The sequence below is a fragment of the Bacillus sp. B25(2016b) genome, from assembly GCF_001679765.1.
GTDB lineage: Bacteria > Bacillota > Bacilli > Bacillales > Bacillaceae_G > Bacillus_A > Bacillus_A thuringiensis_K.
Genome location: NZ_CP016285.1, coordinates 1,524,582 through 1,537,805, shown reverse-complemented (window position 1 = coordinate 1,537,805; position 13,224 = coordinate 1,524,582). Strand labels below are relative to the sequence as shown.

Sequence of the window (13,224 nt, the reverse complement as noted above, 5' to 3'; positions counted from 1 at the left end):
TCCTATTTCAATGCCTTATAGTGATTTCGTCACTTTTACTCCAAAAAATCCATTTACATTTACAAGTTCACCATACGCTACTAATACATCATTTACATAAATACGAATCGGTTCATCAATATCCTCATCTAGTACAACTGCTTCATTTTCTTGTAAACTTAATATATCTTGAATCGTTTTCACTGTACTTCCAAATACAAATTTCACGTTCATTTCTACATTTTGTAGAATGGACGTGTCCATATATACTGGTTCCATTTGTTTTACTTCTTTAAATTCAATAGGTTGCACAACTGGTTCTACAATTTTTTCTTCTTCAATTTCTTCTGTGGCAATCTCTTCTTCTTCCACCATCGGATACAGAAGTCGCCTTACCATTTCTTTCGCTTCGGAAATCGGCAAAATTTGATACATCTTCGATTGAAGCAGATCGCCAATTTCAAGATTGAACGTAATTTGAACGAGTTCGTCCACTTCCATTGACTCTCCCAAATATTCCATTTCTTCTTTTAACGTTACAAATTTAACATTTGGCGGCGTCATGTCCATTTTTTCTTGAAACATTTCTGACATCGCCGTAGCAGCATGACCCATCATTTGGTTCATAATTTCTTTAATACCGCTCAGTTCTAATTCAGTAAGCTCTTTTTCTGGGTCAACTTCCCCTGTTCCCATCATCATTAAATCTACCATTGTTAAGGCAACATCTTTCGTAAATACGAATACATTCTCATTCTTTAGCCCTTCAACAAAGTCGACATTTAAAATAACAAATGGTACTGGTACTCCATCATAATGACGAACATTGATTGCTTCCACATTTGGTGTACTAATTGTAACTGGCTGATTTAAAAGCGTTGATAACACTGTTGAAGCGGAGCCAATTGAAATATTTGCAATTTCACCAAGCACATCTTTCTCTTCTTGTGTTAAATGCTCTTTTTCAACTTCTTCTACAATCTCAGTTTCCACTACTTCTGCTGGTTCGTCTGTTTCTTCTACTCCACCAGATAATTGCATTAATTTATTTACCATTTGTTTCGCATGCTCAACTGAAACAATTTGTACAAGTTTAGAGTTTACAAGATTATCTATCTTTAAATCAAACGATACTTTAACAATCGTATGATTCCCATCGATTTCAGAGATTTTCTCCATTTCTTCTGATAACTTTACAACTTTAATCGTCGGCGGAGACATATCTACTGTATCTTGGAAGAATTCCGACATAGATGTAGCTGCGAATCCCATCATTTGATTCATCGCTTCTTGTACAGCACTTAGCTCTAATTCACCAAGTTCTTTTCCGTCCTCCACTTCACCTGTTCCCATCATCATTAAATCTGCAATGGACAATGCAACATCTTGCTTAAGGACAAGGAGGTTTTCCATATCTAATCCTTTTGTAAAATGAATGTTTAATACAACATGCGGAACTTCGACATCTCTTGAATCATATAAATCTACCAACTCTATACGAGGAGCAGTAATGCTTACTTGCCTATTTAAAATTGTTGATAATACAGTCGAAGCTGAACCAAATGATATATTTGCAATTTCGCCAAGAATATCGCATTCTTGGGGCGTTAAATGCTCATTTTCTTTTTCTAGCACAATCGTGCTCGTATCCCCTTTTGTGTGTTGCTCAGGCATTTTCCCTGCCTCCTCATTTCTGTTTTTCTATCAAATAATATAAACTCTTATTCTATTTTAGCAAACTCATTAGTATAAAACGTTACTATGTATCCCATTATTAGATTCGTAACGATTAGCCAAAAAGCTCCCCAATTGTATACAAGTGGGGAGCTTTCCTTCATTCCTATTATAAACCTTCTGGGTTTAAAATGAGGACCACTCGTCCATCACCGAGAATCGTCGCACCAGAGAAATAGTTAGAACTCTCTGCAAAGAAGTCACCTAATGACTTTAAGACTATTTCTCTTTGACCGATAATTGTGTTTACAATAAGTCCATAGCTGCGATGTGTGTTACGAACAATTAACACAGGAACCATTTGACCATCATATGACGCAAACGCCTCATCTACTGTTTTTTCACCAAATACAGTACTTAAATGTTTCACTTCAATAATTTGATTACGATAATTTAACACATCTTTTCCTTGTAAGGATTGGATGTCTTCTCTCTTAATTCGAATTGCTTCAACGATATTTCCAAGAGGTAAAGCATAACGCTTATCATTCGTTTGAACAAGCATAGATTGAATAATAGACAACGTTAATGGAAGTTCAATTCTAAATGTACTTCCCTTTCCTTCCTCAGAATCAATAATTAAATGTCCACCTAAACTATGAATCGTATGTTTTACAACATCTAATCCGACACCGCGTCCAGAAAGATCTGATACAACTTCAGCTGTACTAAATCCTGGTTGGAAAATAAGATCAAACACTTCACGATCTGTTAATCTATTCGCATCCGCTTCAGTTACAACGCCATTTTTAATCGCTTTTTCTAATACTTTCCCTTTATTAATACCGTTTCCATCATCCGTAATTTGAATAACGACATGATTTCCACTATGAAAGGCTTCTAATTTAATCGTACCTGTCTCATTTTTACCTGCATCACGTCGTTTTTCAACAGTTTCAACACCGTGATCGATTGCATTTCGAATTAAATGAACGAGCGGATCACCGATTTCATCAATAACAATTTTATCTACTTCAGTATCTTCACCTGTAATTTGTAAATCGATTTTTTTCCCTAAATCTTTCGCTAACATACGTACCATACGCGGGAAACGATTGAACACAGTTTCAATCGGCACCATACGCATATTTAATAGTACATTTTGAATATCTTTTGAAATATCGCCTAATCGATTTAAATGTTCAATTAGCTCCTTGTTTTGAATCGTTTGAGCCAATTCATCAATGCGCCCACGTTCAATTACACTTTCTTCAAACATATTCATTAATCTTTCGATTTTCTCTAATTGAACACGAATTGAACGATTCTCCACTTTAGCATTTTTCGTTTTTGTAGTACTTTTAGCTGGCATAGCACTTGAAGGTTGATTCGTTGCCTCTATTGGTGATTCTACCTGCATAGCCACAGCTGGTTGTAGCTTTTCTTCTACTTGCACAACTTCTTGTGTAACGACTTTTTTAGAAGCTACTTCCTTCGATATAGGTTCTCCTTGCTTTACTTCCACTTTCTCAATTTCAGAAACATGAAGTACTACTTGTTTCAATTCTTCTATACTACAATCAGTATCCATAAATACTGTAAATTCAAATCCGAAAGCATCTGCTTCAATTTCTTCAATACTCGGAGCTGTTTTTTGTATATTCCCTACATTTTGCAATGCTTCAATACACATAATGGCACGTACTGCTTTTAAAATTGCTTGCTGTTCAACTGTTATATGCACTTCATGCGAAACTGCATCATCGGTGTCTATATGATTTTGCTCTATATGTTCCGTAGGAGTTTCTACATTGCCGTTCAATAATGCTTCTAATTTCTGTTTAGTTGAGGCTACATCAATATTGCCCATTCCACCTTGTTGCACATCTGCAACCATCTTCTCCAAATTATCAATGCACTCAAAAATCACATCAATAATATCCGCATTTACAACTATATTTCCATGACGAATTTCATCTAACACATTTTCCATCTTATGCGTTAAATCAGCCATTTCCGTAAATTCCATGCTCGCAGACATACCTTTGAATGTATGAGCGGATCGGAATATTTCTCCTACAACATCCATATCACCAGGATTTTGTTCTAACACTAGCACATTTTCATTTAGCGACTGTAAATGTTCTTCTGACTCTTCGAAAAATATATTTAATAGATCTGTTTGCATTTTTATCCCCTACCTGTCTAACAAACATTTCATTTATGTATAACAATTTAGTGTTTTACAATGAGAAAAAAGGGGGCCACACGTCGATCCGCTATCACTGTTTTGATTCCTTGTGGCACCCCTTCTATATTAACTATTTGCTACTTTTGTTAAAGCTTCAATTACACGATCCGCTTGGAATGGCTTTACAATAAAGTCTTTTGCCCCGCCCTTAATTGCATCTAATACCATACCTTGTTGTCCCATTGCAGAACAAATAACAACCTTTGCACTTGAATCAATTTTAATAATTTCTTTTAATGCTTCAAGCCCGTCCATTTCTGGCATAGTAATATCTAATGTTACAATATCAGGTTGAAGTTCTTTATACTTTTGAATTGCTTCTACCCCATTCTCTGCTTCGCCGATAACTTCAAACTCAGCATTACTTTTTAATAAGTTTTTAATCATCGTTCGCATAAACATCGCATCGTCTACTACTAAAATTTTATGTGCCATTCTTTTTAATTCTCTCCTTCTATGTATAAATATATCTTAATATTTCACCTTATCATTCTCACTCATTATACAAAATAAAATGATAAAATTTAATATTTTTTTAAAAGAATTTTCGTATTTTTATTATTTTATTATTAAAATAATAATATACTACTCTTTTATATAAATAACAACGCGACGGTTTTTTTCCCAGTTTTGCGGTGAATCATTTGGTACAATTGGCTTTGTGTCTGCATATCCTACCGCAGCTAGCCTTTTATCATCCACATTATACACTTCAATTAAATGGTGAATCATATTTGCCGCTCGTGCTGAAGATAACTCCCAATTAGAAGGAAATTTCTCGTTATGAATAGGTCTACTATCTGTATGTCCCTCTACAACAATTGGGTTAGGTACGGATTGAAAAAATCCAACTAATTGACTTATTATCCCTTTCGCTTCGGGCTTAACGTTTGCATCGCCTGTATCAAATATTAAATTATCTACTATAACGACGCTTACCCCTGTATCCTCCCGATATACATTCACTTGACTAATACCGTTATTATCTACATACGCTTTTAACTTCTTATATAATTCATCCATTCTCTTTTTTGAGATCATTTTTTCATCATTTTTTTCATGTGAAATATCTGGTATTGTATTTTCCATTACTTTTGCATCTACTTGCCCCGTATCACTAAACTTTTCAAGCATCTTTGACAATTTTACTGCATCTTGCTTTGATGTAGCAACTAGTAATACAAAGAAAGTTAATAATAACATCGTTAAATCTGTAAAAGTCGTCATCCAACGAGGCGATCCCTTTTGCGGTCCTTTACTCATCATACCACTCCTTGAAATATTAGGCTGCTCCTTTTACCTTTTTTACCTTTGTTTCGTATACGTATGTATCCAGTTTCAACTTTAATTTAGAAGGGATTTGTCCACGATACAATTCTGAAATTGCTTCTATTACAAACTTCTTCTCTGTATATAAATCTTCAATACCACGATATACTTTTTCCGCAAGAGGGATTGCAATCATATTCGCAAGTACAGACCCATATAATGTCGTTAACATCGCAACTGCCATTCCTGTACCAATTTGCGATGTATCTTGTAAGTTTTGGAGCATAATGATAAGACCGATTAACGTACCAATCATTCCCCAAGCTGGAGCAAAATCACCAATTTTATCTAATAATGCTGCTCCTTTTCTTAACTCATACACTTCCGTTTCAATATCTTTCAATAACACTTCTTTTAATTCATCTTCATCGTAACCGCTTAACATTAATCGAATTCCTTTTTGAATAAAAGGATTGTCTACTTGCTCTCCATCTACCTCTAAAGAAAGCAAGCCGTGCTTTTTAGACTTTTTCGAAAAATCGACAAACAAATCCGTTAACTGTTCTAAATCTTCTTCTCTTCTATGTAAAACAGTAAAAATGCTTTTCGTATATTTTTTTATTTCTCCAAATCGATATGCCACAACAATTGTCGCTGTTGTTCCCCCTATGACAATTAAAATAGATGAAACATCTAAAAAGTTTTTGAAAGCTTTTATTCCACCGCCGCCAAGCATAATTGCCGCTATCACTATAATGAAACCTACTATAATGCCCACTGGGCTAGAAATATCAAACTTCCTTTTTCTTCTTTGTGGTCTAGCTAATACTTGATTTTTCTCTCCCATATTTCTGCCCTTTCCTTTCCATTTTTATATAACATTTTTTTATTTTAATAATACGTTTTCACATACAACATGTATTATACGCTTATCATCTGTTTATCGCAATATACTCATGAAATTGACACATTTCATTTCTATATTAGAATTATGGTATGAATAAATGAGGAGGATCACGATGGAACACAACATTTTACAAGTCATTGCATTAGCAGAAAAACTAAAATATGAAATGCGACATAGCTGGCTTTCCAACGGACGTCAAGAAAGTGTTGCCGAACATACATGGCGGATGTCTCTAATGGCCATTTTAGTTGAACCTTATTTGGATCAAAAAGTAAGTATTGAGAAATTACTTAAAATGGTTATTATTCACGACCTAGTCGAAGCCGAAGCTGGTGATATTCCTGCTTTTGATACAATGAATAGTCACGAATTACAGCTACAAAAACAAAAAAATGAACTGGAGGCTATTTTAAATATTAAACAAACGTTAACAGGTTCTCTCGGAGAGGAATTATATGACTTATGGATGGAGTTTGAAGCGAAAGAAACGTACGAAGCAAAAGTTGCTAATGCACTCGATAAACTTGAGGTGAAAATCCAGCATAACGAAGCTGATATTGATACGTGGCTACCAATTGAACATAAAATGACGTTCCAAGTAGCAAAGCATACAAACTTTGATTCTTTCTTATCTAAATTACAAAAAATTATTGAACAAGATGGAGAAAAGAAGTTAATTGCTGCCGGCATTGATGTTGAGGCATGCAAGCAATAATGAAATAAGACACTCAACAAGAGTGTCTTATTTCATTATTGTTGATATAGCCTGCTTATAAATAAGCTGTTGTTTTCCATCCACTAAGATTAAAACTGTAAATTTATCCACTCCAACAACTTCTCCTATTATTCTAACGCCACTCTTTAAGAAAATTGTAACTGTACCTTTTTCTTCTTTTATTTGTTTATACAATTCTTCCTGTAAATGTTCCAATTACTGTCCTCTCCTTTCTGTGAAACATCTTAATATAAAAAACTATAAATTTTTTATTTATGCACTTTGTCTTTTATGTTCATAAACTTATTAATAAGTATATCTAAATCACGACTAAATAACAAAACTTTATCATGATCCAATCCGTGTCTCGCAACAAGTTGAATTAACTCTTTCTTTTTGTTTTCTATTTTATTTTTTAATTGTCCCATCTCCATCTCTATACTAAAACTCCCTTTTCCCATAATATTACTTGTAAAATTATAGTACATATTCTCTCATAAAAAAATAAGAAAATGGTTTTTTTTACAATTTTTTATTTTTTATGCCTAAATTATGAATTACGTAAAGGTTTATTTACAAATCACTAACATGCAATCCTAATGAATCTACAGGCATTTGTCTAATTATAAATGAGACTGGCTCGTTTTCTATACAAAAACATACTGTATATAGTAGTCCATGAACCATATAGATTAACTTACTAAAAAGGAGGAAAACATATGAGTTATGGTGGAAGTTGCGCTGGTTTCGGCGGTGGATTTGCTTTGCTTATCGTACTATTCATCCTTCTAATCATCATCGGATGTAGCTGTTGGGGTGGCGGCGGATACGGATATTAATATATCCTATCCTTGAAAAATGAACTAAAAACTATAGAAAAACAGCTCAAATATGAGCTGTTTTTTTTCATACTTTCGTATGAATTTATATCCCTCTTATTTGCGATTTCAACCAGCAACATATTGTTTACTATGGAATAAGAAACATTTTTACTAAGGGGGATTACAATGATTAGAGGTCTTTACGAAGCACAATTACCTGTTGGACTTCCTACAGAGGAGAAAGTGTATGTAAACGAATGGAAAAAACAAGTTCAAGCATCATCATTACATAAGGATTAATCTATTTATGTCAGTTTCTTATTCCACACTTCTTAAAACAAATAAAAACTTCAATAAACTATTTTATGGGCAAACATTAAGTGTACTTGGGGATTGGTTCCATACGGTAGCTTTATTAACATTTGTCTACAGCATAACGGAATCGCCGTTTATGATCGCACTTACTTTTATAAGTAAAGGTTTACCACAGCTTCTTCTTAGTCCATTCATAGGCTTAATTGTAGATCGTTTCTCTAAAAAGAATATTATGATTTTCACCGATATTACACGGGGAATTCTAGTCCTTACATACTTACTCGCAGGCTATAAAATTGAGATTATTTTCATTGCCAATATATGTTTATCCGTACTTTCTTGTGTATTTGAACCGGCTAAACAAGCAGCCTTAAAAAATATCGTACACCAAAACCATTTCGTAACTGCTAACTCTCTTTCTAGTACAATTACTGGTTTTATGTCTATTATAGGTGCTTCTTTGGGCGGGATACTTACACAATCTTTACATATTGAGTTCGCTTTTTTAGTAAATAGCCTATCATACTTTATTTCAGCCTATTTTATTTATAATATGAGTATTCCTGCTCATGATACTTGTAACAAGAACAAAGCATTTTTCACTGATATAAAAGGTGATTATACATACATATTACAAACAAAAATCATTTTAACATTAATTCTTGTCGGCATTTCATGGGGAATTATTGGAGGCGCTTATCAACTACTTCTAACGATCTATGCCGAAAAAATTTTCCATACGAACATTGGGATTTTATATACGGTTCAAGGGGCTGGGCTTATGATAGGAAGCCTTCTCGTTAATCTTTATATATCCCATAATAAAGAAAAAATGAAAAAAGTATTCGGTTGGGCCTACTTACTACAAGGAATTTTCTTTCTCGGATTCATTCTATCCGATCAACTTATTATCGGTATCATTACTTTATTCTGTATGCGCATAGCAGGAGGAATCATCGTTCCACTTGATACGACATTACTTCAAACTTATACACACGAAAATATGATAGGTAAAGTTTTTTCATTCCATTATTCCATTTACGCATCTCTTATTCAGTTATCGATGTTTTTTACAGGAGGACTGTTAGAAATTCTTTCTCCTCAAATGATTGGCAGTTTATTAGCTACATGCTGTATTTTTGTAAGTTTTATATGGCTGTTCTTGTTTTATCGCGGGGATCTCAGTGAATAATTTAATGATAATCAATACATTTTGATCCCATTCCTTATTTGTTTCCCCATAATAAAATTGTTTAAAAATACAAGTCAGATTTTTTAATTAAAGAGCCTTATATGGCAACACTATTTGAGAAAAAACTAGATATTTATGTTAAAATACAAATAAGTTTGTGAAACATTGCACTTAAATAATAGACTTTAACTAGTTAAACTTGATTAAATAGGAGGGCTGTTTTGAGTATCACATTCATTTTCATATGTATTATATTAGTGGCTTCTATTCTGCAAGCAAGTACAGGTTTTGGCTTTTCCATAATGGCAACCCCTTTCTTACTTATGTTATTTCTACCACAAGAAGCTATACAAATAAACATTATTTTATCTTTAATTATCTCCATTTCACTCATTTGGAAAATAAGAATGGACGTTGATTTTGTTCTACTGAAAAGGTTTATTTTTGGAAGTATAGTTGGTGTTCCTTTTGGCATTTTAATTTTCATTTCCGTTAACATAAACACTTTTAAATTAGCAGTTAGCATCCTACTCTTACTATTAACATTGTTGCTAATATGCAACGTTAAGGTTAGATCAACACAATCTAGAGATTTCATAGTTGGCGGATTATCTGGTCTTTTAACGACAAGTATCGGTATGCCAGGTCCACCCCTGTTACTTTATTTTACAGGAACTAATACTGAAAAAGAGAAGTTAAGAGCAACTACATTAGCTTTTTATCTGTTTATATATTTCATTAGTCTAGTAACTCAAATACTCTTTACTGGCACAAACAAAACCATTTGGGAATCAAGTTTTTATGCCATTCCAATTGTATTTTTAGGTTTGTTTATAGGTCAAATTATTTTTAAATGGCTTAATCAACGGATTTTTAAAATATTTACGTACATTCTTTTAAGTTGTACAGGGGGTTATCTTCTTATTGAAAGTTTGAACTTGTTATAGAAGATGCTTTAGATCGTGCAATAACAGATATGTTCAAACGAAATTATTGCTGTATTTTCCGGCGGGGTATTCCATATCAAAACTTAAATAACTTTATTGACAGTTTACAATTAGCAATAATCTTTCTTTCATAAGGAAAGTATTTCAAATCAATTACTAAATAAAACGATAAAAAGCGGCTATTATGCCGCTTTTACTTACTATTGGCATTTCATTCTCATTTTCTATCACTTTTGTAAAAGATTATTAATTTTTATTTCTATGTATATGATAACAAACAAAATACCTAAGTTCAGAAAGAATAAACAACTTTCTGGCCTTAGGTATTTCTCCTCCAAAAAAGGCAAACCTATACGTCAGGTTTGCCTTCTTACTCACTTCTTATTTAATCCTTTTTCACTTAAAAACTCTTTCATATGCATTCTTTTTTCTTTAGACATAAATGAACTCATGGATTCCGTCCATGTTACGCTTTTCTTATTTGATGATCTTTCTTTATAATACGCGTTCATCGTTTCATCATATTCGTTTAGTAATTCATCATATTTTTGTTCATCATATCCATTTTCATGAAGAACTGCTGCTACTGGTAAACGTGGTTTAACTCCATGTTCTTCATCTGGTACACCGACTGTCATTCCAAATACAGGATATACTTTATCCGGTAAATGAAGCAATTCGCTCACTTCTCTCGGATTATTGCGAATACCACCAATATAACAAATACCGTATCCTAATGATTCTGCCGCTAATGCTAAGTTTTGCGCAAAAAGTGAAGCATCTACCGTCGCAACGATAAAGTCTTCTACTCCCTCATGCTTTATCTCTGTACTATGTTTTTCACATGCAATTTCAAGTCGTTTTAAATCTGCACAACAAACAAAAAATGCTGCACAGTCCTTCACATGGCGATTTCCGGATAGCTCTGCTAGTTTAGCCTTTAATTGCTGATCTGTTACATATATAACAGAATACGCCTGTACAAAATGTGATGAAGCTGCATGTTGCGCAGCATGCACCATCTTTTCTACTACATCTTTCGGAATTGATTCTTCTTTATATTTACGAACTGAAACATGTTGCTCCATCTTATGTATGATCTCATTCATGAAAATCACTCCTTTTTTCTCTTCATAATGAAAAATTAACATATTTTTTTCAATTTTCACAACTTATAAGCACAAAAAGAGCAATTCTTTTTGAATTGCCCTTTTTTAAAACGTTTATCAATACGGTAAATGAAATTATACTTATCTTATTACGCCGTTTTCAAAACTTTAATACCTTTTACGATATTCCAAATGAAGTAGTAAATCCCTACAAGAATGAACACTGCATATGTGATAGCCATTCCAATTCCAGCACCGTCAGATTGATTGAACCCTAAACCGTACATGCCTGATACTGCTAGTCCTCCAAATAAGATTGCGTATGGGAAAACATGTGACCAAAATGCTTTTTTCGCGTGATACTTCACTTCATCTTCTGCAACAAAGTACACGATAATTGGTAGTAAAAATGGTGCAAAAAAGATACTAAAGTAACATAACGAAGATAAAATATTATTTCCTTTCATCCGATTCACCTCTAAATAGTTTTTGTTACCTTCATTATGTCAGGAAATCATTCTAGAAACTATCGCTTTACCTTTCACGAACGTGACATATTTGTAAGATTTTCCTCAAACTAAATCCCGCCTGAGTTTCAGACGGGATCACTTTCACTATATTCGATTCATAAACCAATACTGTGTAATTGCTAAATATTCTCGTACATTCGATGGAATGATGATTGGTTTCGGTGTTTTTGCCGGAAGACCTTCTAATTGTAAACCTTGTTTGGCCGCTATTTTTTTCGCTCTAAACATGTGAAAATCGTTTGTTACGATCATACCTTTTTTCATATCGGCTGGAATTAACGGTTTTGAGAATGTAATATTCTCATCTGTACTCGTAGATTTGTCCTCCATTATAATGCGGTCTTCTACGATGTTTTGTTTTATTAATCCTTGTTTCATTGCTAATGCTTCTGAAATGTCTTCACCTTTTCCTTGTCCTCCAGATACGATAGCGATTGTTTTCTCATGTGATTTTAAATATTCAGCTGCTTTATCAATACGATATTGCAATGAATAAGATGGTTTCGTCCCATTTACTTTCGATCCTAGTACAAGTATGTAATCAGCATCGTAGGTTGCATTCATATGCCCATGCTTATAAATGTGATATTGTAAAAACCCCGCATACACGGCGCAAATCATTATAACACCTAAAATGCCCTTCATTATTTTCTTCTTTCTCATATTCATATACTCCTATTTTCTTTTACTTCCTTCATGATAATATCCATTTATTTGTTTGTATACAGACAAATTCCAATAAACCCTAATTTATCCTCTGAAAGGTAATATTTATATTACTTTCGGGAATAGTAAGTACAACTTTACACGAAGGAGTGTCTCTATTGCTTCTCTTTTTATGTAACGTGTCGTTCTTTTTCATCTTATTTTTACTATCGCTTAAGTTACTCGGTAAATCCGCGTTAGCACAACTAACTCCTCATGATTTTGGGGCTATAATTTTTTTATCTTATTTAGCTTTCCAGGCCATACCCGTCTCTGGTGCTTTACAAGCATTTCTCGGTATGGTTGTTATCACATGTTTACATTTACTCCTTACAAAATTAAGCCTATTCAACAAACTAAATCGTTTTATTCTCGGACACCCTATCATTTTAATTAAACATGGTGATATTATTTTTGAGAACTTACAAAAAAGTAGATACCCCATTGCAGAATTGCTTTCTAATCTTCGCGTTGCAGGATATCCAAGTGTTCATGAAATTGAATACGCTATTTTAGAAGCGAACGGCGCTATTAGTATTTTACCAAAAAGAGAACTTGTACCATTAACTCCAAAAGATTTAAACATAGAAGTTAAGTATGCTGGATTACCAATTGCACTTATCGTCGATTCACAAATTCAATATGATAACTTAAAGTTAATACATAAAGATGAAAAATGGTTATATAAAGAATTAAAAGAAAAAGGAATTACAAATATTAAAAACGTTGCCTTTGCTTCTGTTCAAGAAACGGATGGATCTTTTGCGATTAGTTTAAAGGAATAAGAAAATCCCCTTAATTGCTTAAGGG

15 protein-coding genes are annotated in these 13,224 nt (G+C 33.4%); 5 read left to right on the top strand and 10 right to left on the bottom strand.

All coding sequences use genetic code 11. The features are described from left to right. Nucleotides 1-15 precede the first annotated feature (15 nt). From BAQ53_RS07935 to BAQ53_RS07915, 5 genes are all read right to left on the bottom strand, one after another. Complete coding sequence (locus tag BAQ53_RS07935; protein WP_001115015.1) at nucleotides 16-1,653, bottom strand: flagellar motor switch protein; 1,638 nt, start codon at nucleotides 1,651-1,653, stop codon at nucleotides 16-18. 169 nt (nucleotides 1,654-1,822) lie between these two features. After that, nucleotides 1,823-3,841, bottom strand: coding sequence for a chemotaxis protein CheA (locus BAQ53_RS07930; RefSeq protein WP_208906678.1), 2,019 nt, complete (start codon nucleotides 3,839-3,841; stop codon nucleotides 1,823-1,825). Between the two features lie 129 nt (nucleotides 3,842-3,970). After that, entirely contained in the window at nucleotides 3,971-4,339 is a 369-nt protein-coding gene (locus BAQ53_RS07925; RefSeq protein WP_000940568.1) for a response regulator, read from the bottom strand. 150 nt (nucleotides 4,340-4,489) lie between these two features. Then, nucleotides 4,490-5,167 carry an OmpA family protein gene (locus BAQ53_RS07920; protein WP_000033627.1) on the bottom strand — a complete coding sequence of 226 codons (678 nt, stop codon included), beginning with the start codon at nucleotides 5,165-5,167 and terminating at the stop codon, nucleotides 4,490-4,492. Nucleotides 5,168-5,186: 19 nt separating this feature from the next. Then, a complete protein-coding gene (locus BAQ53_RS07915; protein WP_000504191.1) occupies nucleotides 5,187-6,020 on the bottom strand; it encodes a flagellar motor protein MotP in 834 nt (277 codons plus the stop codon). Between the two features lie 172 nt (nucleotides 6,021-6,192). Here BAQ53_RS07915 and BAQ53_RS07910 point away from each other — a divergent pair, with 172 nt between their 5' ends. Then, nucleotides 6,193-6,795, top strand: coding sequence for an HD domain-containing protein (locus BAQ53_RS07910; RefSeq protein ID WP_000400780.1), 603 nt, complete (start codon nucleotides 6,193-6,195; stop codon nucleotides 6,793-6,795). Between the two features lie 27 nt (nucleotides 6,796-6,822). On the opposite strand, the gene hfq is transcribed toward BAQ53_RS07910, so the two are convergent. Together hfq and BAQ53_RS07900 are read right to left on the bottom strand one after the other, a co-directional pair. Beyond that, nucleotides 6,823-7,011, bottom strand: a complete 189-nt coding sequence (hfq, locus tag BAQ53_RS07905; protein ID WP_000400664.1) for an RNA chaperone Hfq — start codon at nucleotides 7,009-7,011, stop codon at nucleotides 6,823-6,825. 53 nt (nucleotides 7,012-7,064) lie between these two features. Continuing rightward, nucleotides 7,065-7,283, bottom strand: a complete 219-nt coding sequence (locus tag BAQ53_RS07900; RefSeq protein ID WP_000291688.1) for an aspartyl-phosphate phosphatase Spo0E family protein — start codon at nucleotides 7,281-7,283, stop codon at nucleotides 7,065-7,067. Between the two features lie 231 nt (nucleotides 7,284-7,514). On the opposite strand from BAQ53_RS07900, the gene BAQ53_RS07895 reads away from it, so the two are divergent. The 3 genes from BAQ53_RS07895 to BAQ53_RS07885 all read left to right on the top strand — a co-directional run bounded on the left by BAQ53_RS07895 (nucleotide 7,515) and on the right by BAQ53_RS07885 (nucleotide 10,070). Then, nucleotides 7,515-7,634, top strand: a complete 120-nt coding sequence (locus BAQ53_RS07895) for a YjcZ family sporulation protein (protein ID WP_000120179.1) — start codon at nucleotides 7,515-7,517, stop codon at nucleotides 7,632-7,634. Between the two features lie 289 nt (nucleotides 7,635-7,923). Then, the gene (locus tag BAQ53_RS07890; RefSeq protein ID WP_208906677.1) at nucleotides 7,924-9,123 is read left to right on the top strand and encodes an MFS transporter; all 1,200 of its coding nucleotides are present in this window, start codon (nucleotides 7,924-7,926) and stop codon (nucleotides 9,121-9,123) included. Nucleotides 9,124-9,344: 221 nt separating this feature from the next. Next, nucleotides 9,345-10,070: a sulfite exporter TauE/SafE family protein gene (locus tag BAQ53_RS07885; protein WP_061883952.1), complete on the top strand. Its 726-nt coding sequence runs from the start codon at nucleotides 9,345-9,347 to the stop codon at nucleotides 10,068-10,070. Between the two features lie 374 nt (nucleotides 10,071-10,444). Here BAQ53_RS07885 and nfsA read toward each other — a convergent pair whose 3' ends face one another. The 3 genes from nfsA to BAQ53_RS07870 form a co-directional block, all read right to left on the bottom strand. After that, nucleotides 10,445-11,179 carry an oxygen-insensitive NADPH nitroreductase gene (gene nfsA / locus BAQ53_RS07880; protein WP_001002397.1) on the bottom strand — a complete coding sequence of 245 codons (735 nt, stop codon included), beginning with the start codon at nucleotides 11,177-11,179 and terminating at the stop codon, nucleotides 10,445-10,447. A gap of 149 nt (nucleotides 11,180-11,328) precedes the next feature. Further along, complete coding sequence (locus tag BAQ53_RS07875; protein WP_000678055.1) at nucleotides 11,329-11,646, bottom strand: magnetosome magnetite crystal formation protein family; 318 nt, start codon at nucleotides 11,644-11,646, stop codon at nucleotides 11,329-11,331. A gap of 147 nt (nucleotides 11,647-11,793) precedes the next feature. After that, entirely contained in the window at nucleotides 11,794-12,372 is a 579-nt protein-coding gene (locus BAQ53_RS07870) for a YdcF family protein (RefSeq protein ID WP_202822491.1), read from the bottom strand. A 161-nt stretch (nucleotides 12,373-12,533) separates the two neighbouring features. Between BAQ53_RS07870 and BAQ53_RS07865 the strand changes: the two genes are divergently transcribed. Then, nucleotides 12,534-13,199: a DUF421 domain-containing protein gene (locus tag BAQ53_RS07865; protein WP_000923924.1), complete on the top strand. Its 666-nt coding sequence runs from the start codon at nucleotides 12,534-12,536 to the stop codon at nucleotides 13,197-13,199. Nucleotides 13,200-13,224: the final 25 nt, after the last annotated feature.

Coding starts and splice junctions, on each gene's coding strand:
- nfsA (WP_001002397.1), bottom strand. CDS start 11,179: ATGAATGAGATCATACATAAGATGGAGCAACATGTTTCAGTTCGTAAA.
- BAQ53_RS07935 (WP_001115015.1), bottom strand. CDS start 1,653: ATGCCTGAGCAACACACAAAAGGGGATACGAGCACGATTGTGCTAGAA.
- BAQ53_RS07925 (WP_000940568.1), bottom strand. CDS start 4,339: ATGGCACATAAAATTTTAGTAGTAGACGATGCGATGTTTATGCGAACG.
- BAQ53_RS07920 (WP_000033627.1), bottom strand. CDS start 5,167: ATGAGTAAAGGACCGCAAAAGGGATCGCCTCGTTGGATGACGACTTTT.
- BAQ53_RS07875 (WP_000678055.1), bottom strand. CDS start 11,646: ATGAAAGGAAATAATATTTTATCTTCGTTATGTTACTTTAGTATCTTT.
- BAQ53_RS07910 (WP_000400780.1), top strand. CDS start 6,193: ATGGAACACAACATTTTACAAGTCATTGCATTAGCAGAAAAACTAAAA.
- BAQ53_RS07895 (WP_000120179.1), top strand. CDS start 7,515: ATGAGTTATGGTGGAAGTTGCGCTGGTTTCGGCGGTGGATTTGCTTTG.
- BAQ53_RS07870 (WP_202822491.1), bottom strand. CDS start 12,372: ATGAGAAAGAAGAAAATAATGAAGGGCATTTTAGGTGTTATAATGATT.
- BAQ53_RS07930 (WP_208906678.1), bottom strand. CDS start 3,841: ATGCAAACAGATCTATTAAATATATTTTTCGAAGAGTCAGAAGAACAT.
- BAQ53_RS07900 (WP_000291688.1), bottom strand. CDS start 7,283: ATGTACTATAATTTTACAAGTAATATTATGGGAAAAGGGAGTTTTAGT.
- BAQ53_RS07915 (WP_000504191.1), bottom strand. CDS start 6,020: ATGGGAGAGAAAAATCAAGTATTAGCTAGACCACAAAGAAGAAAAAGG.
- BAQ53_RS07890 (WP_208906677.1), top strand. CDS start 7,924: ATGTCAGTTTCTTATTCCACACTTCTTAAAACAAATAAAAACTTCAAT.